26 protein-coding genes are annotated in these 24,342 nt (G+C 56.7%); 2 read left to right on the top strand and 24 right to left on the bottom strand.

The window, feature by feature from the left end:
- Window position 1: 1 nt before the first annotated feature.
- The 22 genes from ATI45_RS21645 to ATI45_RS21540 form a co-directional block, all read right to left on the bottom strand.
- Window positions 2-820 carry an enoyl-CoA hydratase-related protein gene (locus tag ATI45_RS21645; RefSeq protein WP_179888442.1) on the bottom strand — a complete coding sequence of 273 codons (819 nt, stop codon included), beginning with the start codon at window positions 818-820 and terminating at the stop codon, window positions 2-4.
- Window positions 817-2,961: an acetate--CoA ligase family protein gene (locus tag ATI45_RS21640; RefSeq protein ID WP_098421577.1), complete on the bottom strand. Its 2,145-nt coding sequence runs from the start codon at window positions 2,959-2,961 to the stop codon at window positions 817-819. Before ATI45_RS21640 ends, ATI45_RS21645 begins: the two co-directional genes overlap by 4 nt.
- A 2-nt stretch (window positions 2,962-2,963) precedes the next feature.
- Window positions 2,964-3,749 carry an enoyl-CoA hydratase/isomerase family protein gene (locus ATI45_RS21635; RefSeq protein WP_098421576.1) on the bottom strand — a complete coding sequence of 262 codons (786 nt, stop codon included), beginning with the start codon at window positions 3,747-3,749 and terminating at the stop codon, window positions 2,964-2,966.
- 20 nt (window positions 3,750-3,769) lie between these two features.
- Window positions 3,770-4,903 carry a flagellar biosynthesis protein FlhB gene (flhB, locus tag ATI45_RS21630; RefSeq protein ID WP_098421575.1) on the bottom strand — a complete coding sequence of 378 codons (1,134 nt, stop codon included), beginning with the start codon at window positions 4,901-4,903 and terminating at the stop codon, window positions 3,770-3,772.
- 33 nt (window positions 4,904-4,936) lie between these two features.
- Window positions 4,937-5,716, bottom strand: coding sequence for a flagellar biosynthetic protein FliR (gene fliR, locus ATI45_RS21625; protein WP_098421574.1), 780 nt, complete (start codon window positions 5,714-5,716; stop codon window positions 4,937-4,939).
- A 3-nt stretch (window positions 5,717-5,719) separates the two neighbouring features.
- Window positions 5,720-5,989, bottom strand: coding sequence for a flagellar biosynthesis protein FliQ (gene fliQ, locus ATI45_RS21620; RefSeq protein WP_098421573.1), 270 nt, complete (start codon window positions 5,987-5,989; stop codon window positions 5,720-5,722).
- 33 nt (window positions 5,990-6,022) lie between these two features.
- Window positions 6,023-6,802, bottom strand: coding sequence for a flagellar type III secretion system pore protein FliP (fliP, locus tag ATI45_RS21615; RefSeq protein ID WP_098421572.1), 780 nt, complete (start codon window positions 6,800-6,802; stop codon window positions 6,023-6,025).
- Entirely contained in the window at window positions 6,786-7,292 is a 507-nt protein-coding gene (fliO, locus tag ATI45_RS21610) for a flagellar biosynthetic protein FliO (protein ID WP_098421571.1), read from the bottom strand. Before fliO ends, fliP begins: the two co-directional genes overlap by 17 nt.
- A 1-nt stretch (window position 7,293) precedes the next feature.
- Window positions 7,294-7,812: a flagellar motor switch protein FliN gene (gene fliN / locus ATI45_RS21605; RefSeq protein ID WP_098421570.1), complete on the bottom strand. Its 519-nt coding sequence runs from the start codon at window positions 7,810-7,812 to the stop codon at window positions 7,294-7,296.
- Window positions 7,812-8,807 (bottom strand): flagellar motor switch protein FliM, encoded by a 996-nt coding sequence (gene fliM, locus ATI45_RS21600; RefSeq protein WP_098421569.1) that lies wholly within the window; start codon window positions 8,805-8,807, stop codon window positions 7,812-7,814. Before fliM ends, fliN begins: the two co-directional genes overlap by 1 nt.
- 119 nt (window positions 8,808-8,926) lie before the next feature.
- Window positions 8,927-9,436 carry a flagellar basal body-associated FliL family protein gene (locus ATI45_RS21595; RefSeq protein ID WP_098421568.1) on the bottom strand — a complete coding sequence of 170 codons (510 nt, stop codon included), beginning with the start codon at window positions 9,434-9,436 and terminating at the stop codon, window positions 8,927-8,929.
- Between the two features lie 81 nt (window positions 9,437-9,517).
- Window positions 9,518-10,768 carry a flagellar hook-length control protein FliK gene (locus tag ATI45_RS21590; protein ID WP_098421567.1) on the bottom strand — a complete coding sequence of 417 codons (1,251 nt, stop codon included), beginning with the start codon at window positions 10,766-10,768 and terminating at the stop codon, window positions 9,518-9,520.
- Window positions 10,769-10,935: 167 nt separating this feature from the next.
- Window positions 10,936-11,379, bottom strand: coding sequence for a flagellar export protein FliJ (fliJ, locus tag ATI45_RS21585; protein ID WP_098421566.1), 444 nt, complete (start codon window positions 11,377-11,379; stop codon window positions 10,936-10,938).
- Window positions 11,379-12,818, bottom strand: coding sequence for a flagellar protein export ATPase FliI (gene fliI, locus ATI45_RS21580; RefSeq protein ID WP_098421565.1), 1,440 nt, complete (start codon window positions 12,816-12,818; stop codon window positions 11,379-11,381). The genes fliJ and fliI overlap by 1 nt, the downstream gene beginning before the upstream one ends.
- Window positions 12,799-13,575: a flagellar assembly protein FliH gene (locus ATI45_RS21575; protein WP_098421564.1), complete on the bottom strand. Its 777-nt coding sequence runs from the start codon at window positions 13,573-13,575 to the stop codon at window positions 12,799-12,801. Before ATI45_RS21575 ends, fliI begins: the two co-directional genes overlap by 20 nt.
- Entirely contained in the window at window positions 13,575-14,618 is a 1,044-nt protein-coding gene (fliG, locus tag ATI45_RS21570) for a flagellar motor switch protein FliG (RefSeq protein WP_098421856.1), read from the bottom strand. Before fliG ends, ATI45_RS21575 begins: the two co-directional genes overlap by 1 nt.
- Complete coding sequence (fliF, locus tag ATI45_RS21565; protein WP_098421563.1) at window positions 14,611-16,320, bottom strand: flagellar basal-body MS-ring/collar protein FliF; 1,710 nt, start codon at window positions 16,318-16,320, stop codon at window positions 14,611-14,613. The genes fliG and fliF overlap by 8 nt, the downstream gene beginning before the upstream one ends.
- Before the next feature lie 85 nt (window positions 16,321-16,405).
- Window positions 16,406-16,774, bottom strand: coding sequence for a flagellar hook-basal body complex protein FliE (fliE, locus tag ATI45_RS21560; RefSeq protein WP_098421562.1), 369 nt, complete (start codon window positions 16,772-16,774; stop codon window positions 16,406-16,408).
- A gap of 193 nt (window positions 16,775-16,967) precedes the next feature.
- Entirely contained in the window at window positions 16,968-18,458 is a 1,491-nt protein-coding gene (locus ATI45_RS21555; protein WP_098421561.1) for a sigma-54-dependent transcriptional regulator, read from the bottom strand.
- Between the two features lie 70 nt (window positions 18,459-18,528).
- A complete protein-coding gene (locus ATI45_RS21550; protein WP_098421560.1) occupies window positions 18,529-19,758 on the bottom strand; it encodes a sensor histidine kinase in 1,230 nt (409 codons plus the stop codon).
- Window positions 19,759-20,025: 267 nt separating this feature from the next.
- Window positions 20,026-21,477, bottom strand: coding sequence for a sigma-54 dependent transcriptional regulator (locus tag ATI45_RS21545; RefSeq protein ID WP_098421559.1), 1,452 nt, complete (start codon window positions 21,475-21,477; stop codon window positions 20,026-20,028).
- Between the two features lie 154 nt (window positions 21,478-21,631).
- Window positions 21,632-21,958, bottom strand: coding sequence for an SOS cell division inhibitor (locus tag ATI45_RS21540; RefSeq protein ID WP_098421558.1), 327 nt, complete (start codon window positions 21,956-21,958; stop codon window positions 21,632-21,634).
- Window positions 21,959-22,247: 289 nt separating this feature from the next.
- On the opposite strand from ATI45_RS21540, the gene ATI45_RS21535 reads away from it, so the two are divergent.
- Window positions 22,248-22,724 carry a DUF6586 family protein gene (locus tag ATI45_RS21535; protein ID WP_098421557.1) on the top strand — a complete coding sequence of 159 codons (477 nt, stop codon included), beginning with the start codon at window positions 22,248-22,250 and terminating at the stop codon, window positions 22,722-22,724.
- A 48-nt stretch (window positions 22,725-22,772) separates the two neighbouring features.
- Window positions 22,773-23,045: a hypothetical protein gene (locus tag ATI45_RS21530; RefSeq protein WP_098421556.1), complete on the top strand. Its 273-nt coding sequence runs from the start codon at window positions 22,773-22,775 to the stop codon at window positions 23,043-23,045.
- 54 nt (window positions 23,046-23,099) lie between these two features.
- On the opposite strand, the gene ATI45_RS21525 is transcribed toward ATI45_RS21530, so the two are convergent.
- Together ATI45_RS21525 and lexA are read right to left on the bottom strand one after the other, a co-directional pair.
- Window positions 23,100-23,564 carry a cell division inhibitor SulA gene (locus ATI45_RS21525; RefSeq protein ID WP_098421555.1) on the bottom strand — a complete coding sequence of 155 codons (465 nt, stop codon included), beginning with the start codon at window positions 23,562-23,564 and terminating at the stop codon, window positions 23,100-23,102.
- Window positions 23,565-23,606: 42 nt separating this feature from the next.
- Window positions 23,607-24,215: a transcriptional repressor LexA gene (lexA, locus tag ATI45_RS21520; RefSeq protein WP_007348730.1), complete on the bottom strand. Its 609-nt coding sequence runs from the start codon at window positions 24,213-24,215 to the stop codon at window positions 23,607-23,609.
- Window positions 24,216-24,342 lie beyond the last annotated feature (127 nt).

Raw genomic sequence — 24,342 nt, 5'->3', positions numbered from 1 at the left:
GTCACTTGCGCGCCATCGACTCCAGCATCCGGTTCACCGCATCCAGGTGCTCTGGCTCGTTGTGGCACATGCCTTGGAAACAGGCGCAAAGATCGAGAAAATCTTTCAGCTCCATGCGCTGTGCCATTTTCATCAGGCGCTTGGTCATTCGAGTCGCCTTAGGCGGCTGGCTGGCCATCCGCTCGGCTAACTTCATGGCCGTCGGCATCAGCTCGTCTGCCGGCACCACGTCCAGAACAATGCCCAGCTCTTTAGCTTCAGTCGCATCCACAATCCGGCCAGACAAGGTTAACTCGAAAGCCCGCTGATAGCCGATCAGGCGCTGCATCAACCAGGCGCCGCCGTCCCCCGGAATGATTCCAAGGTTAAGAAAAGTTTCGCCAAACTTGGCTTTTTCTGACGCTATGCGGATATCCGCCATGTTCGCCAGATCAAAACCGGCACCGATGGCCGGCCCATTCACAGCGGCGATAATCGGCACTTCGACAGCCTGCATAACCAGCGGAATACGCTGAATGCCCTTGCGATAGCGTTCGGCACATTCCGCTGCATCACCGGCAAAATCACCACCGCGCTCGGCCATGTCGCGAACGTTGCCGCCCGCACTAAAAGCTGAACCAGCACCGGTAATAACCAGCACCGATACGTCGCTGCAGCCATTGACCCATTCGGCAGTGGTAACAATATCGTCGATCAGATGAGACCCGGTAAGGGCGTTGCGTAAGTCGTGGCGGTTGAGGGTTAAGGTCGCAACACGGTTCTCAAGAGTAAGTAGTGCATCAACTAGCTGTGGCTGATTGCTTATATTTGGCTGGCTCATAACGGTGTCTCCTGAGAAACGATCACCCGGGCATCAACCACCGCGTAACCGTCGTCATAGGCAATAACGGGGTTAAGATCCAGTTCAAGGATCTCCGAATGTGCATCAACAATACTGGACACTTTCAACAGCAGCTCGACCAGCGCGTCTTTACTCACCGCCGGTTCGCCACGGGCCCCTTCCAATATCTTGCGAGCTTTGATCTGGTTTACCATAGAACGGGCATCATCGCGGCTCAGGGGGATGGCGCGAAAAGCTACGTCCTCCAAGACTTCGACGAAAATACCGCCCAGTCCAAACATCAGCACCGGCCCGAATACCGGGTCACGGCTGACCCCGATGATAACCTCGGTGCCCTTACGAGCCATGGGCGCTAACAGAACACCTTCTATCTCGGCGTCGGCTTTGTAGAGCTTGCACGAGGCCAGAATTTCAGCTTGGCCACGACGCAAATCCGCCTCGCCAATGAGGTTGAGCTTGACGCCGCCGGCATCGGATTTATGCAGAATGTCTTTGGACACAACTTTCATCGCCAACGGCGTGTCACCGAACTCGGCAACCGCCTCTGAAAACCCGGCTTCGTTCCGTACAATCAACTCTTTCGGCACGTCTACGCCGTAAGTGCGCAGCAGTGACTTTGCCTCGAACTCAAACAGATCCCGACCACTGCTCTGGGCCTGCTTAAAGGTTGCCACAACGCCGGCATCGGGGCTTAGTGGCTGCGCCAGCTCCGCCCGCTGACTACGCGCGATATAGGCACCCCGTTCGTTCAGCGCTTTCAACACCTGAACTGCGTGCTCGATCGAATTGTAAACAGGCACCCCTGCTTCACGCAGCCTAACCAGCGGCTCAGGCCGAACATGGCTGTAAAGACTGTAAACCACCAACGGCTTGTCGGTCTGGCCAGACAGCTCGGCGATCGCATCGGCCGTTTGAAGCTCTTCCGCCTTGAGCTCTTCCGCAAAGCGAATACCGTAGCCTCCAAACATGCCCACCAGGAACACCATGTCGACGTTCGCATCCTTAATCAGGATACTCATGCAATCGGCCAACAACTTCGGATTCGCGTCGGTACTGCCCGCCACATCGACGGGGTTGACCAACGATGCCTGTGGAAAAAGGATATCCCGCAGCGCTGATCGCGTTGCATCAGACAGCTCGGCCAGTTCCAACCCTGCTTCACACAAGCGATCAGACGCAATCGTTGCCTGGCCACCACCGTCAGCCAAAATCGCAACCCGGTTGCCATTCGCCTGCTGCAAAAGACCCAAGCCTTCGGCAACCGGCAGAATTTCGTCAGACTGGCTGACCACGGTTACGCCCACCTGCCGAAGCAGGTCTACCGTCATCGCATAGCTGCCGGCTAAAGCTCCGGTGTGCGATTTGGCGGCTTTCTGGCCGGCCTCGGTTGACCCGGACTTATAAACCACCACTGGCTTGGTTTTTGCAATTTCTTTGGCAACGTTCAAAAACACACGGCCGTCTTTGAAGCCCTCCACATAAAGGGTCGCTACACGGGTGTGTTCGTCTTCGCCCAGGTACTGAAGGTAGTCGGCAAAGCCCAAATCAATTTGGTTTCCCGGGCCCACATAGGTGCTAAAACCCACATGCCCGTTACTTTCCGCCTCGAGCGCCAGGGCCAGCAGCATATTGCCTGACTGGGAGATAATGCCGATATCGCCGGGCTTAACGTTGTCGAGCGCCAGCAGGTTTACTTTTTTGTGGAGGTTGAACACCCCGGACGTGTTGGGGCCTACAATACGCACGTTCGCTTTCTGAGCGGCTTCCAATACCTCCTGCCCAAGCTTTGCGCCGGCTTCGTCCACCTCGCCAAAACCGCTGGCCAGGATAATCGCCCCTTTTGTGCCATTGCGGCCACATTGGGCCAGCAGGTCAGGAATGGTCTTCGCGGGCGTACAGATCAGCGCCAAAGCCGCCGAACCCGGCAGCAATTCCATTGACGGGTAGGCTTTGTAACCCAGAATCGTATCGGCTTTAGGGTTGATCGGGTAGATCGCGCCTTCATAGCCGTCGTTAATGAGCCCAACCATCGCCTTGTAACCGCGCTTGGTGGGGTCGGATGAGGCGCCCAGAATCGCGATTGAATCGGGTGCCAGGAAATCGTGCAGTGAACTTTTCATAATCAACAGCCCTTGAAGACTGGTGAGCGTTTTTGAGCGAAGGCATCCACACCTTCCTGCCAGTCCTGGGTTGTCGTGCACATGAACACGCCGTCCAGTTCGTGCTGAAGCTGCGCGTCCAGATCTGCATGGGAGGCGTTGTTCAATAGTTTTTTAACCAGCGACATGGAAATGGGAGCCTTGGTGGCCAACTGTTTGATAAACGCTTCTGCCTCATCAAGCAGTGCTTCATCAGCCACGGAACGAGTTGCCAGGCCAATGCGCTCAGCCTCGGGGCCGTCAATTTTAACGCCGGTGAAGATCAGCTCACGAGCTTTCGCCAACCCGACCAAACGCGGCAGAAAACTGGTCACACCGCCGCCGACACAGGTACCAATGCTGACTTCGGGAAAGCCGATTTTTGCCGTTTCGCCCATAAATATGAAGTCACAGGAGCAGGCCATTTCGGCCCCCGCACCCAGTGCGTAACCATTAATGGCCGCAACCACCGGCTTACTCAGTCGAAACATCGCCTCGCAAACATCATTACCCAACTGCAGATATTGCCGGCGCTGATACTGGCTGCGCTCGCCGGAACCGTGCTCTTTCATATCGGCGCCAACACAAAAGGCGCGCCCTTCACCCGTCAATAAAACGGCTCTGACCTCAGGGTCGGCCTCTGCCTGGCTCAACGCAACCAGTAAATCTTTGTAAAACGGCTCAACCACGGCGTTTAAACGATGGGGACGATTGAAGCGAATCTCGGCGTAGCCATCTTTAATGGTAAAAATCAGGGTTTCAAATGACACAATAAATTTCCTCTATCTCATCAGGTGTCACGTCGCAAATCCGACGGTATCGGGAAGTTTGGCATGGTGGGTTTGTCGGCGTGGCCTTTGCGGAACTGGCGCAGCTGGAATACATAGGCCAGCACCTGGGCGATGGCCATATACAGGCCGTCTGGTATTTCCTGACCAATATCACTGTTGTGATACACCGCCCGCGCCAGCGGCGGTGTGCGCAAAATTTCTACCTTGTTTTCGCGGGCAACTTCCATAATCTTGAAGGCCAGTTCGTCGCCGCCCTTGGCCACCACCATAGGCGCGCCCATGCTGTTCTGGTCGTACTTCAGCGCCACCGCGTAATGGGTCGGGTTGGTGATGACCACGTCAGCGGTGGGAACGTCCTGCATCATCCGTCTCTGCGACATCTCTCGCTGCAGCTGGCGAATACGGCCTTTCACTTCGGGTTTGCCTTCGCTGTCTTTGTGCTCGTCTTTTACTTCCTGCATGGTCATTTTGAGCTTTTTCTGGTGGTCGTAAATCTGGAAAGGCACATCGATCACAGCAATAATGATGGTGGCACAGGACAGCAGAAAAAAACTCCAGCCCAGGGTCCAGAGCACATGCTCCATAGCCGGCACCGCCGGTTCTGCGGAGATACTCAGCAAGTCTACCGTTCGTACTTGCAGAATAAGAATGGCAATAGTGAGTACCAGCCCGACTTTCGCAATGGCTTTAACCAGCTCAATTAGCGAGCGTGCAGAGAACATGCGACCAAGACCCTTTATAGGGTTCATACGACTAGGCTTGGGCGCAATGGATTTGCCGCTGAACAACAAGCCACCAATACCGATGGAACCGGCTATGGCCGCCACCAACAGCATGGCCAGAATGGGCGACAAGGCCCAGGCCGCTTCTTTGGCGGATGCAATCAGCTGCACGCTCATATGGCGCATATCAAAAATCGCGCTGCGCTCGATGGTGAAGGCGTCGCGCATGATGGCTTCCAGAGCGGCGCCAAGATGGGTACCAAAAATCAGTAGGCCGCCAGCACCGGCCATCAACACGGCCGTCGTCGCCAGCTCTTTGGAACGCGGAGTCTCGCCATCCTCCTTGGCCTTTTCCAGCCTTCGGGGGGTGGCCTCTTCGGTTTTCTCCTGACTGCTGTCTTCGTCGGCCATTATCGGAATACCCTGCTGCTGAGGCTGTTATGACTACTGCTGCAACTCGCGCATGAAGTCGAACGTCTGCCGGGTGTACACCTCGAAATGCGGCAGAAAATTGGCGTGCAACACCCAGATAGCAAACAATCCAAAAATCAGGCCAATGGGGAAGCCAAGGGCGAAAATATTCATCTGTGGCGCGGCGCGGGTCATCACGCCGAAGGAAATACTGACAATCAGCACCGCCGTTACCGCCGGCAGCGCCATCAGCATAGCCGATACAAACATCCAGCTAATACGGTGTGCCAGCTGCCACACCCCGGCCTGCCCCAAGCCTTCAAGGCCAATAGGCAAGGTGCGGAAACTCTCGATAAACACTTCAAACGCCACCAGGTGGCCATTCATCGCCAGAAACAGCAGGGTGATGGTGATGGTGTAGATTTGCGCCAGCACCGCCACGTTCACGCCGTTGGCGGGGTCCACCATAGACGCAAAGCCCAGGCCCATTTGCATGGCAATCATCTGGCCGGCAATCACAAACAGCTGCCACAGAGCGGTTAGCGCAAAGCCCAACCCCACACCAATCAATATCTGCTGAAGGGTAATCACCACCGCATCGGCGCTTAGAGCTTCTACCTGAGGCACCGGTGGGATCATCGGCACCACAATAATGGTCATCAACAAGGCCAGACCCAGGCGTATTCGGGCGGGCACCAGTTGGGTACCAAAAATGGGAATCACCATCAGAAAGCTGGCAATGCGGAACAGCGGCCATAAATGCTGGCCAACCCATTGGCCTATCAGATCGGCACCGAGTTCGGTAGGCAGCATGGGTCAGCCGATCAAAAAGGGAATGTTGGAGAAGAGCGCGTTAGCGTGGTCCAGCAGTTGTGTCAGCATCCACGGCCCCATCACAATAATAACGATCAGGGTAATCAGCAGGCGCGGCAGAAAGCTCAGGGTTTGTTCGTTGATTTGCGTGGCAGCCTGAAAGGTGCTCACCACCAAACCAATCACCAGGCCTGGGGTAATGATCACTGTGGCCAGCAGCACAATCAGCCACAGCGCTTCGCGCAGAATATCGATGACGGTTTCCGGGGTCATAAGTAACCTCCATTAAGATCGCTGCTGCGCTCGCTAAAGGCCATAACTGGCCGCCAGGGTGCCCATTATCAACGCCCAACCGTCTACCAGCACAAACAGCATGATTTTGAACGGTAGCGAGATAATAATCGGCGACAGCATCATCATACCCATGGCCATCAGCACGCTGGCCACCACCATGTCGATGATCAAAAAAGGTATGAACAATATAAAACCGATCTGAAACGCAGTTTTCAGCTCACTGGTGACAAACGCCGGTAGCAGCACCCAGAATGTGACGTCTTCGGGGCCGGCAAACTGCTCGTCAGCCATGCGCATGAACAGGCCCAGGTCGCTCTCGCGGGTTTGTGCCAGCATGAACTTTTTGAACGGCTCCGACGCGGCTTCCACAGCTTCCAGCGAGGTCATTTCTTCCTGCAGATAGGGTTGTAGCCCTACCCGATTGGCTTCTTCCAGTACCGGTTTCATAATGAATATGGTCATAAACAACGCCAGCCCCAGCAAAATCTGGTTGGACGGCGCCGATTGCAGGCCCAGGGCCTGGCGCAGTATCGAAAATACGATAATGATGCGGGTGAACGACGTCATCATCATCAGCATCGCCGGCAAAAACGTCAGCGCAGTCATCAGCGCCAGAATCTGCAGGGTCACCGAGTATTCCTGCTGGCCCTCGCCAGCACCGGGCTCTACGGTGAACGCGGGTATGCCCGGCAGGTCTGCCTGGGCCAGAGGCGCCCAGACCATGGCAGCGATGACGGCCAGTAACGGCAATAGCACCTTTAGAAGGCGCGCAGGTTCAAATCTTGCGGTCATCGGTCGATCTGCCAGAACTGTCGGCCGCGGCATTCGGGACCTGGGTTTTATTCATCAGGGACTGGAGTTTGCGGGCAAATTCACCGCTGGGCGCGCTGCCGCCTACACTCACCACCGGCTCATCGAACACGTGCAGAGTGCGAATGGTGCTGGGGGTAATACCCAGCAGCAACTGCTGGCCCGCCACATCCACCACCGCAATGCGTTCGCGGGCGCCCAGGGCCATCACCGATACCACTTTAATGGCGCTGTTGTTCATGCCGGTCATGCCTGTCATGCGGCGGATCAGCCAGGCACAGCCGTAAATAATGGCAATCACCGCCAGCAGGCCCAATCCCAGGCTCACCAGAGTAGACAGGGTATCCGGCGTGCGCGTCGCTCCACTTAGTTGCGTTTGCGCTTGCGCCTGCGACGCAGCAGGTTCTGCCATGGCTGGAAACGTCGCCATCAGCCAGAATACGGGGGCCGCTTGCCAGAGTTTTGACGTCATACTATTTCTGCAAGCGCTTGATGCGCTCGCCCGGGCTCATGACGTCAGTCAGGCGAATGCCAAATTTATCGTTAACCATGACCACCTCGCCGTGGGCAATCAAGGTGCCATTCACCAGCACGTCCAGCGGCTCGCCGGCCAGACGGTCAAGCTCGATCACCGAACCCTGGTTCAGCTGCAGCAGATTACGGATGGGAATCATGGTATTGCCGACTTCCATCGAGATGGTCACCGGTATGTCCATGATCACGTCGAGATCTGGCGAGCCTTTTGAGGTGTCAACGCTGTCTGAACCAAACTCTTCCATGGGCGCTGCGCGCACGTTGTTTTTTTTGTCGTTTTCTTTATCACTATTCTTAGCGCCAGCCGCCTCGGCCATCGCCTCGTCCCAGTTATCTTCGGTGCGGTCAGGCCCTACACCGGAATCTCCACCAGACTCACCCATCGCTGCTTCCCACTCCGCCGCCAGCTTTTCGTCTTCGCTCATAGTCTGGTCGTCTGTTTTATCATCGTCAGCCATTAGGTACGCCCTACCTTCAGTTGTTTCTTGACCTTGGGCAACGTCGCCCGTCCGTGAATTCTCAGTGCCAATTTATCATCGCGGGTGCCCAACGTTGCGGTATATATCGGAATACCGTTAGCGGTGACGGTTAAATGGTCTGCCATTTCAATGGGTATGATGTCACCGGCTTTAAACTTGGCCACTTCGCGCAGTGAAATGTGGCGCCGGCAGATTGTAGAGTTCACCGCCACACTCACTGCCTTGATGTCTTCCTGAAGCGCGCTTACCCAACGTTCGTCGGTGTCGTCGATGTCGCTTTGCACGCCAGCGTCTAACACATCGCGAATGGGCTCAATCATCGAGTATGGCAGCGCAAAATGCAGTTCGCCGCCACCGCCGTCCAGCTCTATCTGAAAGGTGCTTACCACCACCACTTCACTGGGGCTGACAATGTTGGCCATAGACGGGTTTACTTCGGAACTCAGGTACTCGAAATCCACTTTCAACACCGACTGCCAGGCTTCCTGCATGTCGTGGAACACCTGATTCAGCATCATCTGCACAATGCGGTTTTCGGTAGGCGTGAATTCGCGGCCTTCAATTTTAGCGTGGCGGCCCTGGCCACCGAAAAAGTTGTCCACCAGTTTGAACACCAGTTTGGCATCCAGTACAAACAGCGAGGTGCCGCGCAACGGACGAATTTTGCACAGGTTCAAACTGGTTGGTACATAAAGGGTGTGCACGTATTCGCCGAACTTCATGATCTTAACGCCGCCGGTTGACACATCGGCGGTGCGCCGCAGCAGGTTGAACAGGCTGATGCGGGTGTAGCGGGCAAAACGCTCGTTAATCATTTCCAGTGTTGGCATGCGCCCACGGACGATGCGGTCCTGGCTGGCCAGATCGTAGTTTTTTACGCCGCCTTCATCGGTGTCGTCGTCGGTGTCGATGTCACCGTCGTCTACTCCATGAAGGAGCGCATCGATTTCGTCCTGAGACAGCAAGTCCTGCATAGTCAATTCCGCTGTGTAAATTTCGGCCGCATGTCGGCTATATCAAACGCTCACCTTACTGAACCATACAATTACTGAGCCATTCGGTTCTGGAAAAAAACAATTACTGAACAACAACATTACTGAACAACAAAGTTGCTGAACAATACCTGGCGAATAGCGGCTGCGTTCTCATTGGCCAACAGCTCGTTGACCTTGTCAGTCATCGCCTGTGCCAGCTCCTGCCGGCCCTCCGGGGCACGCAAACTATCAAAGCTGCGGCTGCCCATTAGCTGAATCAGCTGGCTGCGCAGCAATGGCAAATGCACTTGGGCGGCATCCAGCACCGCCTGGCTTTCTGCTTCCAGTGACACATGCACCTGAGCGTAACGCTGGCGGCCGTCAGCTTGCACGGTGGTCAGCAGGGGTTTTTCCAGATCCAGATAAACGCTGGGTAAAAATTTCGGTTCTTTTGCCTGTTCTTCAGCAGTTTCGTCACCACCCATACCCGGCAGGCTGCCATTCATAAACCAGAACGCACCGGCCACAGCCAGACCAATGGCCAGTAAAATCAAAAAACCCAGCAGTACAAAGGGCTTGAGTCTGCTTTTTTTTGCGACGGGTTCATCAGCGCTGGTGTTCTCTGCCATAAGTCATCGGTCCTTTGAAGCCCAAATAAGCCATTGCGCGCAGTTTACCGTTCAAGCCCAGCCTTGGGCAAAACAGTTTACCTAGGCAAACACGTCAACCTCACCACGCCAGCTCAAATCCAGCTGGCCACCCGCTAAAATGGCGTCCTGACCACCAAGCTCAGACGCCAGGCCATTGCCACCGCGGTTGCCCTGACCACCGCTACTGCCGGCTTCAGCATTGCCCTGCTCGCCGGATTGCTGGCGGGACTGATCAGACACATCAAATCGCTCCAGCGAAACGCCCTGCTCACTCAGCATCTCACGCAAGCGATGGGAATGCTGCTCTAGCTGGTCACGCACCATCGGGTTGGCCGCGTGCACCGTTATGCTGGCCTGATCGTTGTGCATGCGCACCTTTACTTCCATCGGGCCCAGGTCTGCCGGGGACAGATGGATTTCGGCCACCGACATGTTGCGCGCGGTAAGCCAGCTGAGTTTGCCCATCACTTTGTCGCCCCAATCGGCCTGGCCCACCGGCACGTCTACAGACGTTGTGTAACCGCGCAGAGCCAGTGCCGGATCGGTCTGCACCCGAGCGGCGCTGTTGGGCTGCTGCAACAGACTGTCGGCGCTGCCTTGCAGACGGCTGTCGGCCACCAGATTGGCACCGTCCACCGGGCGCAGGCTTTCCCCGTTGCGCAATGTGTCAGTAAGGGCCAAGCCTGCGGCCTGGCTGGCACTCAAGCCCGTGCCTGTGCCCTCGGTGCCTGCTTTAATAACACCAGGCGCCGCCAGCGGATTCAGCGATTGCCCTGGAATGCCCGCTGCCGGCATGGCGCCGGCGCTGTTAATACCCGCAGCGCCGCCTGCGGCTCCGGGGGCCGACGCCATCGGCGCTAGCATGGCCTGCAATTCCATAAAGGTGAGCGCCACCGGTTCCGGGTCGGGCAGGTCTGCGGTGTCGGCATTTTCGGCAGAGTTGTTCTGCGGGTTGGTTATAGCCCCAGGCTCGGTGTTGTCGCTGCGGGGTTCATTGACCTTGCCCGCGTCATCCGCTTTGGCCTGGCTGCTAAGGTCAGCATCCGCAGGTTTTTTGGCGGTATCCGCTGCATCGGCCTTTTGAGCGTCGGCTTTTGCATCTTTTGCAGCCGCCTGCTGAGCGGCAGAACGGTTCTTCGCCTGATCCTGACGTGCCAGGGTTTGCGTGTGTTCACGAAATACGTCCTGGTAACGGCTGTTGCCACCGTTACCACTGTCGGCGTAACCGCCGTCACGACTTTTTGCCGGGCGACTGGCCGCCTGTTCACTGATCGCGCTGGCAGAGCCTTGGGGGAGAAGCATTTGGGACATGGCAACCTCTTGCCGCGTATGGCCGCGTAGTAGTTTGAAAGTAGTTTGAAAGTAGTTTGAAAGTAGTTTGAAAGTAACCTGAAAACCGGAAAACGGCGTTCAATGGCCGTTATTCCGCGTAAGTAACAAAACTAAAAGAAGTACAGCAAGATCGATGCCAGAGCGCATCAGCGTGGGCGGCGTGTAAATGCCCGGCCTGCGGCTTCGTCAGCCTGTTTCTGTTCGCGGGAATCTTGCTCGCGCTGTTCTTGCTGGCGACAGGTTGCGATGAAATTCTCCATGCCACGGCGTTTTTCCCAGGCTTTCAGCCATTCGTTGCGACGAACTTCAAACACCTGGTTTGCCTGCTCAAGCTGAACCTGCTGCTGCCCGATCAGCTGGTCAAGCTGGCCCATAAACGCTTGCCAGGCCTGCAAACGGCTAACCGCAATCACGCCCTGCTGGCCGTCACGGATTTGCTGACGATATTCCTGATGATAGCGCTGAAGTTCCTGAATTTGCTGTTCCCGCTGAGCCATCAGGGTACGCGCCGCGCCCATGCGTTCCAGCGCCTGTTGCTCTTTGCGCTGCTCTACCGCCAGCACCACCCCAAGGCGTTGCGAGCGCTGCATTACGGATTACTCCCGCTGGCGGAAGAATTGGGTATGGCCCCTGGCGTGCGCTCCGGTGAGCGACGCTCCGGCACCACCGCAAGCAGTTGCTCAACGCTGTCGGTCAGCGAGGTTTTTTCACACAGCCCCTGTTTCAGGAACTGTCTCATATTGGCAATGTGGGCAACGGCAAAATCGGTTTCCGGGTCGCTGCCCTTGACATAAGCGCCCACGCTGATCAGATCCCGCGCCTGCTGGTAGCGCGAGTACACCTGTTTAAAGCGCTGTGCCCGGGCGAAGTGTTCAGGATCAGTCACCTGGGGCATAACCCGGCTGATGGACGCTTCAACGTCGATAGCCGGATAGTGGCCTTCTTCCGCCAGCCGCCGCGACAACACAATATGGCCGTCCAGAATGGCGCGGGCGGCGTCGGCAATCGGGTCTTGCTGGTCGTCGCCTTCGGTCAGTACGGTGTAAAAAGCGGTAATGGAACCGCCGCCGGGGCGACCGTTGCCGGTGCGTTCCACCAACTGCGGCAACTTGGCAAACACCGATGGCGGATAGCCCTTGGTGGCCGGTGGTTCACCCACCGCCAGGGCAATTTCACGCTGAGCCTGGGCATAGCGGGTCAGCGAATCCATCAGCAGCAACACACGCTTGCCCTGATCCCGGTAAAATTCGGCAATGCGTGTGGTCAGCATAGCCGCGCGCAGGCGCATCAGGGGTGAATCGTCGGCAGGTGAAGCCACCACCACGGAACGGGCCAGGCCTTCTTCGCCCAGAATATCTTCAATGAATTCTTTCACTTCGCGGCCGCGCTCGCCAATCAGCCCAACCACGGTAACGTCGGCGTTGGTAAATCGGGTCATCATGCCCAGCAGCACACTTTTGCCCACGCCGCTGCCGGCAAACAGGCCCAGGCGCTGGCCCTGCCCCACGGTAAGCAGCGCGTTAATGGCACGAATGCCCACGTCCATAGGTTGGCGCACCGGCGCTCGATTCAGCGGGTTGATGATGTCACCGCTGAGCGACACGCGGGCTTCGGCGTGCAGCGGGCCTTTACCATCCAGCGGCTCGCCACTGCCATCAACCACCCGCCCCAGCAGCTGATTGCCCACCGGCACCCGGCTGGTTGTCGACAAGGGCACCACCAATGCGCCCGGGCGCAAGCCTTCTATGGCGGTCAGCGGCATCAAATACACTTTTTCATCTTCAAAGCCCACCACTTCGGCTTCGACCACGCCACGGCCCTGGCTTTGAATCACGCAGCGGTCGCCCACCACCATAGGCACACCCACGCATTCCAGCGTAAGCCCGACCATGCGGGTCAAGCGGCCAGCCAGTTCCGGTGTTTGTTGAGCCTGTACCTTGCGGCTGCGCCGGTTCAGGCGTTCGGCAAGAGTGCCAGATGAGCTGCCAGGTGAGCTGTCAGCTAGAGCATCAGAGATCGGAGCTGTCATCGCCGGGCTCCTCGGATTCGTTTGCGCCGGCATCGTTTACCAGGGCGTGAACCACCTGTTGAAAACGTTTTTCAACGGTAAAGTCCACCAGCGAGTAACGGGTTTCCACACGGCAGCCGCCGGGGCTGACGGTGGCGTCCTCCACCAGTTTCGTAGACGCATCAAGCCGCGCCAAAGACGCTTGCAGCGGTTCAATATCCTGGGGACTGGCGCTGATGCGCACGGTTTCCGTGGTGGATGGCAGCGCCGCCATAGCCTGGCGCACCACCTGCAGAATATGACCGGAGTCCTGGGATAGCTCGCGCTGGACAACCGCTTTGGCCACCGCAGTCGCAAGCTGAACCAGGGCTTCTTCCAGGTCGTTTTGCTGCTGGCGAATGGGTAACACCAGCGACTCCATCACAGAATCGAGGCGCTTTTCCAACGCCTGCATCTGCTGCTTGCTGTGTTCGCGTCCCGCGCGCTCGCCTTTCTCGCGGCCTTCCACAGTGCCGGCTTTCAAGCCTTGGGCAAAACCTTCTTCGCGGCCTTTGGCAAAACCTTCCTTATGGCCTTTTTCAAGCCCGGCACCGTGGCCTTCCGCTTCCGCCTGCTGGTGAATATCCTGAAGCTCCGCGGCGGTCAGCGGTTTTATATCTCGCTCTTCTTCGCGGGGAACTTCGTTGCCACGGGCGTCAAGCAGCGGCAGCTCCCAACGCTCGTAAGCGGTGAGCTGTTCTTTCGGGATGCGGCTGCGGTCGTTGCGGGAGTCGGCCATTACATCATTTCTTCGCTGCCGCCACCGAGGGTGATTTCACCGGCTTCGGCCATGCGGCGGGCAATGCTTATGATGTCTTTTTGTGCACCTTCTACATCACTCACTTTAACCGGGCCCTTGGTTTCCAGATCGTCCTGCAAGAGTTCAGCGGCACGCTTGGACATATTCTTGAAGATTTTGTCTTTAACTTCTTCGTCAGCGCCTTTCAGCGCAATCACCAGAACTTCAGACGATACTTCACGCAGCAGGGCCTGAATGCCACGGTCGTCCACTTCCTTCAGGTTGTCGAATACAAACATCAGGTCTTCGATGGTGGTTGCCAGATCCGGATCGGTTTCCTTGATGGATTCCAGCAGGCTGGACTCAATACTGCGATCCATAAAGTTCATGATGTCAGCGGCACGCTTTATACCGCCGATGCGACTGGTTTGTGTGGAGGAACTGCCAGAGAACTGCTTCTCCAGAATGTCGTTCAGTTCCTGCAACGCCTGGGGCTGTATGGTTTCCAATGTCGCAACGCGCACCATCACATCTAATCGCACTTTCGGGTCCAGAGCAGCCAAGATTTCGGCAGACTGGTCCGGGTCAAGATAGGAGATAACGATGGCCTGAATTTGCGGGTGTTCGTAACGGATGATATCGCCCACCGCGCGGGGCTCCATCCACTTCAGAGTGTCTAGCCCGGTGGTATTGCCACCAATCAGAATACGGTCAATCAGGCTGGCGGCTTTGTCGTTACCCAGAGCCTGGGTCAGCATGGCCCGAATGTAATCGTCGTTACCCACGCCTAGGCCGGTTTGGCCGCCCACGGCGTCGATAAAATTGTTGAGTACGCCGCTGACGTCGTCTTTGCTGATATCGCGCATTTGTGCCATCGCCATTCCAACCTTCTGCACTTCCTTCGGGCCCATGTGCTTTAGCACTTCCGCGGCGTCGGCTTCGCCCAGCGACATCAACAGAATGGCCGCCTGCTCTACCCGCGGAATTTTGCGTGCGGGTTTCGCCGGCGCGCTGCCGACGTCTTGGTTTGCCTGATCAGTCATCAACATTCACCCATTGGCGCATTACCTGTGCAACCCGTGCCGGATCTTCGGCAATCAGCCCTTTCAGGGCGTTCAGCTGCCTATCATAGCCCCCTGTGCTACCGGGTAAAAGCAGGTCGTCCTGATTGGCCATAGCTTGGCGCAGAGAATCGCCGCCTTCGATGCCGTCCAGATCGCCGTAACCTTTATTATCACCACCAGCCAAGCCTTTATTGCCGCTCGACAGATTTTTCAGGGTGGGCCGCAGCAAGCCCAATACCAGCACCAGAACCACCAGGCCAGCCAGAACCTGTTTCATCAGGTCCCAAAACCAGGGTTGCTGCCAAAAACCGGGGGCGTCATATTCCAGCACCTGTTCCGGGGCAAACGCGGTGTTCATCACTGTGACGCTGTCGCCGCGGGCCGCCGAATAGCCCACTGCGTCGCGCACCAACATGCTCAGGCGCTGCAGTTCCTGCTCCGGCCAGGGCTCGTAAGTAACCGCGCCGGTGTCCGCATTGACCACTTTTATGTCATCCACCGCCAGGGCGACGGTCAGGCGCTTTATCCGGCCCAGTTCTTGGCGAACGTAGCTAACGGTGCGATCCATTTCGTAATTGCGGGTGGATTCGCTGCGCACATTGACTGGCGCCGGTGCAGGTTCGGCACCGTCGGCATTATCGCCGGCATTGGCCTGTTGCGGCACAGTGGCGTTCGCGGGGGGCTGGTTCGACAGAGCTCCGGGAATGCCAATGGGGCCGTCACCAGCGCTGCGCCTTTCGGTTAACTGGCGTTCGCTGCGCACCGCCTGCTGTTCCGGGTTGAACAACTCTTCAGCTCGTTCCACCGAAGAGAAGTCCAGATCTGCGGACACCTCGGTGCGATAGCGGCCTGCCCCTACAATTGGCGAAATCAGCGACGACACCCGGCGGCTCAGGCGTTCTTCCACCCTGTCGGTGTAGTCGTACTGGTCAGACATGCGATCAGTGTCGGTTTCAGCGTCGGCGCCGGTCAGCAGATTGCCATTCTGATCAACCACGGTCACGCCGGACTTGGTCATCATCGGCACGCTGCCAGCCACCAGATTAACAATGGCAGCAATGTACTCCTGCTCCGGGTGGCGCCCTGCAAACACTTCCAGAAACACCGAGGCTGACGGCTCGTGGGCATCGCGGATAAACACCGAACGCTCCGGAATGGCAAGGTGCACTCGGGCGCTGCGCACGCCGCGCATGCTGGCAATGGTACGCGCCAGCTCGCCTTCCAGGCCGCGGCGATAGCTGATGGTTTCCATATATTGGGAAGTACCCAAACCGCGGTCTTGGTCCAGCAATTCAAAGCCCAGGGTTTTCTGATCGGTAACGCCTTCAGCCGCCAACCTCAGCCGTGCGTTGTACACCTGATCAGCTACCACCAGAAGAGCACCGGTGCGCGGATCCATTTTATAGTCGATTCCGCTGCTGTCCAGAATGCTGGTCACGTCCTGCGGGTTATACGATGACAAGTCACCCAATACCGGCTGGTAATTGGGTTCCTGGGCCCAGAGCACCACCGCCACACCCAAAGCAACGCTGGCCGCCAGGCCCACCATCAGGCCAATCTGGCGCAACAGATCAAGTCGATTGAAACCCATAAAGGCTCGGCTGCGGCTTTCGCCGCTGCTGCCTGCTGCGGAGGTCGCCGGCAAATTCGATTGGGTGGTCTGTGCAGGCACGCTGGCCATGATGCTGCTCTCCGGTTAAACCTTGACCCGATGGACTAACAAAATTCTGAAACGTTCTGAAACGCTCTTAAGTAAGACGCGCCGGTTATACCGGCATGTTCATGATGTCTTCGTAAGCTTTAACAACCCGGTTACGGACCTGGGTCAGCGCCTCAAACGACACCGATGATTTCTGCGCGGCAATCATTACCCGGGTAATATCCACGTTGGGCTCGCCCATGTCGTAGGCTGTGCGCAGATCACCCGCGGTTTTCTGCGCATCCGCCACATTGCCCACAGCCTGCCCCAGCATAGAGCTAAAACTTGCCGTTCCGTTGGTTTCGCCTACTTGGCGCGGGCCATCAATACGGCCGCGCACAGATTGATTCTGCTCTACCTGCTGGTTCTGCGTCATTTGCGAACGCAGGTTGCGGATGTCGGCAAGAACACTGTTGATATCGGCGCGCTGAACCATAACTTTCTCCCGGGCTACCCAGATGGAATTGGGTTATCTGTCTCGTTACCTAAGATATAGCAAAGCCCAGACCAACTTTTTTAAAGTGTTTTTAATCAGGTAGATAACTTTCCCTTAACGCGCTAAAACCTTAACTTCAAAAGGTTGTAACGAATAAGCGTCGAAGTTTTGACGGAAACCGGCGGCCCGTTAATCAGGCCAAAGCCATTTCTGCGTTCAGATCAATACCGGCCTCACGGATCTGCGCCAGCTTGTAGCGCAAGGTGCGGGGGCTGATACCCAACTGCTCGGCGGCGCGGTTGCGGCGACCACGCTCCTGGCGCAGGGTCTGGATAATAAGGCGGAATTCCTGCTGGCGCAGATCGCCTTCAAGCGTGCCCAGGGAACCGTGCTGGCTTGCCATGGCTCCCGCTGTGTCAACTGCGCCGGGCACTGCCGGCTGCGAAACCCGCTCAACCGCGTGCGAATCAGAGGCGATTGATTCTGCCTCCATTTTTGCAGCCGCTGATACCACCGGCGCTATCGGGGCAACGGATGCCACCGCGCGGCCGCTGATGCCCAGGTCCAGGCACAGGTCGTCAACATGAATCACATTGCTCTGGTGCAACACCAGCGCTCTTTGTATGGCGTTATCCAATTCGCGTACATTGCCCGGCCAGGGGTGAGCCAGCATTGCCTCGCGGGCATCAGCGGCAAAACTAACGCCATTGAGTTTCAATTTACGGCTGTGATTTTTCAACACCGCATTAGCCAGAGGAAGAATGTCTAGCGGCCGCTCGCGCAGCGGTTGCCAATGCATGGGGAACACCGTCAGGCGATAGTAAAGGTCTTCACGAAAACGGCTATCGCGCACGTGCTCGGCCAGATCCCGGTTGGTGGTGGCAATCACCCGCACATCCAGAGCAATGGTTTTGCGCCCGCCTACCCGCTCTACTTCCCGCTCCTGCAGCACTCGCAGCAGTTTGGATTGCAGACCCGGGTCCATTTCCGACACTTCATCCAGCAAAATCGTACCGCCGTTGGCTTGTTCGAACTTGCCTGGTGATGACGCGATGGCCCCGGTGAAGGCACCTTTTTCATGGCCAAAGAGCATGGCTTCGAGCATATTTTCGGGAATGGCCGCGCAGTTGATGGCAATAAACGGCTTGTTGGCGCGGGGGGAGTGCTGGTGAATATAACGCGCAAGCACTTCTTTACCGGTGCCGCTCTCACCTGAAATCATCACCGTTGAGTCGCTGTTCGCGACCTTGGCTGCCAGCTGGAACATGCGCTTGCTGATGGGGTCTTCCGCCACCGGCTGATCGCTGCCGGCCTGGCGTTTGCCGCCGGTAATTTTGCTGACCGCATCGACCAGGGTATGGCCTTCAAAAGGTTTTACCAGGTAATCAATGGCGCCGGCCTGCATAGCCGACACCGCGTGACTGATCTGGCCGTAAGCGGTCATCAGCATCATCGGTAGGCCCGGGTACAGGCGCTGCACTTCAGCCAGCAATTCATGGCCAGACATCCCCGGCATATTAACGTCGCTAACCACCATATCGACCGGCACCTGGGACAGCTGCCGCAGGGCTTCGTGACCGTCTGCCGCCTCATAAACGCGGAACTTGGCCAGCTCCAGGGTTGTCACCAAGGCGTCACGCAGGTCACGGTCGTCCTCAACAATCAGAATCCGGGGCTTGGTCATGTGCTGTTCTCCACTGCGTATTCGATAGTGCGTGCCGGTATGGCCCGCCAGAGTTAATCAAGTGCTGCTGTTAGTTAGAGCGGCTCAACAATGGCAGGTGAATCCTGGCCTGAGCCCCGCCCTGGCCGTTTGAGGTCATCGCAAAGCGGCCTTGGTGTGCGTTAACTACCGCTTGTACGACCGCCAGGCCAAGGCCGGTGCCGTGGGATTTTGTAGTGTAAAAGGCTTCTTGCAATCGCGGAGCCATTGCCGGGTCAAAACCTGGGCCGTTGTCGCTCACTTCGATGGCCAGCTCATGGTCACACCCACGAAGGTTCAGGCGCACGCTGGTTGCTCCAGCTTCAATGCTGTTGTTAACCAAATTGGTACAGGCACCCACCAGGGCGTCACGGTTACACAACAGCTGGCCCTCAGCACCCAGTGCATCCAGCGTTAGCTGAGCACCACTGCGCTCGGCTATGGCGTCTACCGCAGACTTCAGTGCGCCCGCCAAAGTGGTTACCGACAGCTCTTCCGCAAGGCGGGTTTCACCGCGGGCAAAAATCAGCATGTCGCGCACCTGTTGTTCCAGATGCGACAGACGCGACATGAGTCGATTAGCGCAGCGCTGGCGCATTTCTTCATCCAGATTGGGTTCGGTCAGGTGACCGCCGTACAGAATCGCCGCCGACAGGGGCGTGCGAATCTGATGCGCCAATGAAGCCACCATTTTGCCCATGGCGGACAAGCGCTGGGCATGGGCAAGCTGCGACTGTAACTGTCGGGTTTCGGTCATATCCGTCAGCAAAATTAGCTGGCCGGGCTGGTTTTCCATGGTGCGAATTTCAATACTGACCCGACGACCGTCTTTCAGGGAAATTTCGTGACCGTCGTCCTGGCGTGGCGCAAAGCAGCGCTGAATCACGTCAATCCAGTGTTCACCATCCAGCGGTTCTCCTAAAAGGCCAATGGCCGCAGGATTGGTTTGGGTGACCACACCCTGGCTGTCCAGCACCACCACGCCGGCTGGCAAGGCTTTTAACAGCGTAGTGAGCTGATCTGCCAGCTGTTCTTTTTTCTCCAGCTCTTGCTGGCGCTGCAGACTCTCTTCCGATAACTCGCCGGAAAGCTGGTTAACACGAGACTCCAGAGTGCGGTAAGAATCGGTAATCTGGCGCGACATGCGGTTGAACATGTCTAAAGCGGAATCTACCGCGTCATCACTTTGCTGCGGGAACAGCGCCGTTACCTTGCCATTCACATCGGCGGCGGCGTTAGCCCGTGCGCTGGTCTGCCCGATTGCAAATTGTGCGTGATTCATAACCCTTTCCCTTACCCAGGGTGATCGGTGTTGCCGCTGCGCAAACCGTTCACTGGTGATTCGTTATGGGCTAACAAGCTAGCTTCGTGCCAACTCAATATTTCTTATGTTTTTCAATAGGAAAGGATTTTTAAAAAAAGGCAGATGACGGGTTTCCGTCACTTTAAAACGACAAAAGCGCCAGCGGTTACAAACCGTTGACGCCATTTCAAGATTGCTGATCCGGTGTTTTCAGCCGGCTGCCCGAGCCTCTGGGGTACGCTGCCCTCAGACTTCGCCCGCCTCTTCACGAAGACCGTACTTGCGGACTTTTTCCACCAGAGTGGTACGGCGAATACGCAATTTTTCCGCAGCCCGGGCCACTACGCCGCCGGCTTCATCGAGCGCCTGTTGAATCAGTTCACGCTCCAGATTACCCAAATAGTCTTTCAAATCAAGCCCGTTTACCGGTAATAGCGCAGGCGAATCAAACCCAACCAGGCCAGATGCGCGAGATGGCAGGCCAGGCTCCTCAAAATCGACGTGATCTTCATCGTAATCGTCAACATAGCGAAATTTTTTCGGCAGTTCCTGCACACCAATCACCCCAAACGGATTCATGATGGCCAGGCGTTCTACCAGGTTCGCCAACTCACGCACGTTGCCGGGCCAGTCATGACGACACAAATTCATAATGGCAGCGGAGTTCAGGCGCAGCGATCCGCGTTTCTCTTTTTCCATGCGCGCCACCAGTTCATTGATCAGCAGCGGAATATCTTCAACCCGCTCACGTAGCGCTGGCATCTCAATGGGAAACACATTCAGTCGGTAATACAGATCTTCGCGGAAGGTGCCACATTGAATCATGTCTTCCAGGTGTTTGTGGGTAGCGGCGATGATACGCACATTGGCAAATTTAGTGTGGTTGCTCCCGACCCGCTCGAACGTACGCTCTTGCAACACCCGCAGAATCTTTACCTGCATATTCAACGGCATGTCGCCTATTTCGTCCAGAAACAGGGTGCCACCCTCGGCCAACTCAAAACGGCCCACACGAGCGGCTATCGCGCCGGTGAACGCGCCTTTTTCATGACCAAACAGCTCGCTCTCCAGCAGTTCCGCAGGAATGGCACCGCAGTTTACCGGCACAAAGGGTTTATCACGGCGGCTGGAATGGTAATGCAGATTGCGTGCGACCACTTCTTTACCGGTACCGGATTCGCCCGTCACCAACACACTGACTTCTTTGTCTGCTACCTGTTCCATCAGCTGGCGTACCTGCTGAACTTTGCGACTGGTACCCACCAATGAGCGGAACAGCTGCACGCCGCGAATCTGGCCGCGCTCGCGGGCCCGGTTGTAATGATCGTGGAACACTTGGGCACGGTACAGCGAATCAATAAATTTGGTGTAGCCAAATGGCCACTCCAGGCGCGCAATGATTCGCCCGCGCTGTTCGTCATTCAGACTGGAAAAATCAGGGTCGCCAATGCACAGAACGGGGATGCAGGGAGACCATTTGCACAAGGCCTTGATCGTGGCTTCGGCGTTGGCATCGTCGCCTTGCACGATGACCACCGAGACCGCCTGCGCGTCTGCTTCGCTGGCACCTGACAACACATCGCAGGCCTTGCTACCAGCCAACCAGCTCTCTTCGCCAAGAAACTCGAGGATGGTCGTAATATCGCGGCAGCGCTCAGCAACTTCACTGAACACCAGCACTGTGTTGGGCTTCAACATTCCAGGCAGTCTCTTGTAGAATTTGTGCGATATTTAAGACCTTAACCGGCTCGGAGTCAATTTTATGACGCCAAACCCTACAAAATCTCGTTCACACGCGCCGACGATCTGGCGCTTTACGCAATTCGACCGCCGGGCCAGTGCCGCGTCTGGCTCAGGGCCGGGACGAGGACACCTTATGGTAGGCTTTAGCTGCGCTGCTGTTGCGGTTGACTTCTTTCAATTCGAGCTGCGCTGCGGCCTTGGCCTGGTGGGCAGAGCTGTCAGCGGCGTCGACGAACTCCTGCACCCGCTGTAGTTGATCACGCACTGTTTCAGCTGGCAGTTGCCCCTGTTCCAGCGCTTCAAGCAAGGGTTCGATAGCGGGCTTTATCTCTGGGTTCAGGCGGCTAATCAGCTCCCAGTCCTGGTCTTTCAAAGCCTGCTGCATGTGCTCGAGCAGCTGCTCCAGATGTGCCATTGCAGGGTGGTCTGCGGCCATTTTTCATTGCTCCTGTTCAGTGATCTGCAACCGGGTGCGAATACCGATGCACTTACGTTTAACCATGTTACACCTTAGCGGCGCACAGCACGACGTACGGCAGCCGAGGTAGATCGACACGGCCTGGTTCCGGCAAACTTCTCAAAACGGAAGTAGACAGCGGGCACCGCGGCTTTGAAGCTGTTATGATGTTGGGCTAATTTCAGGTTTCAGTGGATTCCGGTGTCCATGAATCTCACAGCGCCAATCACACTAGCATTAATAGCAGCAACAACAGTCGCGAGGGTATATGGCAACAGCGTGGCATTCCCATCTTGCCGGTAAACTGGCACTGGCGCAGACATTGTTACGGCTTGCCGTTAACAGCAATCAGCCCTTACAGCAGGAAGCCTGCAAACAAGGGGCCATTGAACTGATGCTGCGATCGCGAAGGCTGCTGCTGTATACCTTGGCAGTGTGCTATCAGCAACGCAAAGGGCAACCCCAAAGCATTGACCAACTGGGCGAGCTGATCGGAGCCGATGCGCCGGAAGTTCAGCAACTGCTGGCATTGCAAGCCAGCGCTGACAGTTGGTGGAACCAACTGGAGCAACTTGGAGACGCGCAGAACCGGCCACCTGCGGCAAAAAAAACCGTCAGCAACGACAACATTATTGCCATCACTGCGGCCGTAGGCGCAGACCGTTCGCTGGCATCGGTTCAAGCCAGCCTAAGCGCATTTAAGCAATTTTCAGCCGATGTGGAAGCAAGACACAGCGAGTGGTAAAAAATCCCCGCACACGCTTTCCCGTTGGCGAACATAAAGGTTCGGAACATGTCACCATCGTTTTTTGAAATTATTCAACTCAGCAATGGCGATTACGCGTTGCGCCGCGTTGACGACGACGGCGCGCCATTGGTGCGCATCAGTTTTTCCGAAGAAGCCAAAGACATGATGGATGACCGCCAGATGCAAGTTGCCAAAGCCATGATTGCGGCAGGCATTGACGCTGCGGGCGATAACGCCCAGGACCTGGACTGGGATAGCAGCGACAACGACAGCGACGTCGAGTGGTTTGATGCGCCCCACAGCCCGACGCTGCATTAAACTCTATTAGCGCTAGCGCAAGGCTCTTTACTAACGCTGGCGCAAATCTCTTTACTAACGCTGACGCAAAACGACGCCGTGGCTGTTACCCGCGGCGGATGCCGCCTGAAGTGCCTCAAAACACGCTTTGTTCAGCTTTTCGGTCCACAGCACCACCGCGTGACATGTGCCGACCCTCAGCGCCCGCTCCGCCAACTGGCGCGCCGGATGCTCGGCACTGGAACGCAAAACCAGCAGCTCACCGGCAACAATACCGTGCATTTTTTGCCATTTGCTGACCAGCTCCTGAGGTGGGTCTATCCATGCCAGCCAGCGCTTCTCCTGGTTCAGCTGGGTCAGCATTGGCAGTAACAGCTGAAAATTTTCCACCTGGCCCTGGGGCAAGATGATTTCGGTGACGTTACCAACAGACACCGGGGCTGGCCGGGGCTGAACTCGCACAGGCTGCGCCTGCTCTGCCACTCGCGCTGCGATCTGTTGCTGGTATGCAAGATTGCCGTTAAAGCTCAGTTGTTCCATGATTCCCCGCCCTTCTTTGTGTCGGTTTTCTGTCGCTACGGATCAGTGCAGGTCTGAGCGGCGGATAACGCCAACGCCCAACCCTTCAATGAACAGATCCTGCTCGGTCAGATCCACTTCAATCGGCGCGAAGTCGTCGTTTTCCGCCACCAGATACACTTTATTACCTTCTTTACGAAAGCGCTTCACCGTCACTTCATCACCTACCCTGGCCACCACAATCTGGCCGTTGTGAACGTCCTGAGTGCTGTGTACTGCCAGCAAGTCACCGTCTAGAATGCCGATATTCTTCATGCTCATACCACGCACTCGAAGCAGATAATCCGCCGCCGGCGAAAAAAAGCCGGGCTTTAAAGTGCAGTGGTCTTCCACGTGCTCCTGAGCCAGAATCGGGCTACCGGCTGCCACTTGGCCAATTACCGGCAAGCCAAGGTCCTGCTCGCTTTCCGGCAGGCGAATACCGCGGCTGGCGCCGGGCACCATTTCAATAGCACCTTTACGTGCCAATGCCCGCAAATGCTCTTCTGCCGCATTGGCGGAGCGGAAACCCAGCTCAGCTGCAATTTCGGCACGGGTGGGCGGATACCCGGTTTCATCCAGGTAGCGGCGAACGATATCCAGCACTTGGGACTGCCTGGCGGTAAGCTTCATATTCGGGATCCGCTGTGTCATAACATACCCTGTTTGTTTATACAGTGGTTTGACTATATACAGTGTTTTATCCAGTGTAAACCCTGTTTGCAGCATTTCCCCCGCTTGCGCTGTTACCAGCGTCAGA

The organism is Marinobacter sp. LV10MA510-1, from assembly GCF_002563885.1.
Lineage (GTDB): Bacteria > Pseudomonadota > Gammaproteobacteria > Pseudomonadales > Oleiphilaceae > Marinobacter.
This window is presented reverse-complemented; position numbering and strand designations above follow the sequence as displayed.

Coding starts and splice junctions, on each gene's coding strand:
- ATI45_RS21645 (WP_179888442.1), bottom strand. CDS start 820: ATGAGCCAGCCAAATATAAGCAATCAGCCACAGCTAGTTGATGCACTA.
- ATI45_RS21640 (WP_098421577.1), bottom strand. CDS start 2,961: ATGAAAAGTTCACTGCACGATTTCCTGGCACCCGATTCAATCGCGATT.
- flhB (WP_098421575.1), bottom strand. CDS start 4,903: ATGGCCGACGAAGACAGCAGTCAGGAGAAAACCGAAGAGGCCACCCCC.
- fliR (WP_098421574.1), bottom strand. CDS start 5,716: ATGCTGCCTACCGAACTCGGTGCCGATCTGATAGGCCAATGGGTTGGC.
- fliQ (WP_098421573.1), bottom strand. CDS start 5,989: ATGACCCCGGAAACCGTCATCGATATTCTGCGCGAAGCGCTGTGGCTG.
- fliP (WP_098421572.1), bottom strand. CDS start 6,802: ATGACCGCAAGATTTGAACCTGCGCGCCTTCTAAAGGTGCTATTGCCG.
- fliO (WP_098421571.1), bottom strand. CDS start 7,292: ATGACGTCAAAACTCTGGCAAGCGGCCCCCGTATTCTGGCTGATGGCG.
- fliN (WP_098421570.1), bottom strand. CDS start 7,812: ATGGCTGACGATGATAAAACAGACGACCAGACTATGAGCGAAGACGAA.
- fliM (WP_098421569.1), bottom strand. CDS start 8,807: ATGCAGGACTTGCTGTCTCAGGACGAAATCGATGCGCTCCTTCATGGA.
- ATI45_RS21595 (WP_098421568.1), bottom strand. CDS start 9,436: ATGGCAGAGAACACCAGCGCTGATGAACCCGTCGCAAAAAAAAGCAGA.
- ATI45_RS21590 (WP_098421567.1), bottom strand. CDS start 10,768: ATGTCCCAAATGCTTCTCCCCCAAGGCTCTGCCAGCGCGATCAGTGAA.
- fliJ (WP_098421566.1), bottom strand. CDS start 11,379: ATGCAGCGCTCGCAACGCCTTGGGGTGGTGCTGGCGGTAGAGCAGCGC.
- fliI (WP_098421565.1), bottom strand. CDS start 12,818: ATGACAGCTCCGATCTCTGATGCTCTAGCTGACAGCTCACCTGGCAGC.
- ATI45_RS21575 (WP_098421564.1), bottom strand. CDS start 13,575: ATGGCCGACTCCCGCAACGACCGCAGCCGCATCCCGAAAGAACAGCTC.
- fliG (WP_098421856.1), bottom strand. CDS start 14,618: ATGACTGATCAGGCAAACCAAGACGTCGGCAGCGCGCCGGCGAAACCC.
- fliF (WP_098421563.1), bottom strand. CDS start 16,320: ATGGCCAGCGTGCCTGCACAGACCACCCAATCGAATTTGCCGGCGACC.
- fliE (WP_098421562.1), bottom strand. CDS start 16,774: ATGGTTCAGCGCGCCGATATCAACAGTGTTCTTGCCGACATCCGCAAC.
- ATI45_RS21555 (WP_098421561.1), bottom strand. CDS start 18,458: ATGACCAAGCCCCGGATTCTGATTGTTGAGGACGACCGTGACCTGCGT.
- ATI45_RS21550 (WP_098421560.1), bottom strand. CDS start 19,758: ATGAATCACGCACAATTTGCAATCGGGCAGACCAGCGCACGGGCTAAC.
- ATI45_RS21545 (WP_098421559.1), bottom strand. CDS start 21,477: ATGTTGAAGCCCAACACAGTGCTGGTGTTCAGTGAAGTTGCTGAGCGC.
- ATI45_RS21540 (WP_098421558.1), bottom strand. CDS start 21,958: ATGGCCGCAGACCACCCTGCAATGGCACATCTGGAGCAGCTGCTCGAG.
- ATI45_RS21535 (WP_098421557.1), top strand. CDS start 22,248: ATGGCAACAGCGTGGCATTCCCATCTTGCCGGTAAACTGGCACTGGCG.
- ATI45_RS21530 (WP_098421556.1), top strand. CDS start 22,773: ATGTCACCATCGTTTTTTGAAATTATTCAACTCAGCAATGGCGATTAC.
- ATI45_RS21525 (WP_098421555.1), bottom strand. CDS start 23,564: ATGGAACAACTGAGCTTTAACGGCAATCTTGCATACCAGCAACAGATC.
- lexA (WP_007348730.1), bottom strand. CDS start 24,215: ATGAAGCTTACCGCCAGGCAGTCCCAAGTGCTGGATATCGTTCGCCGC.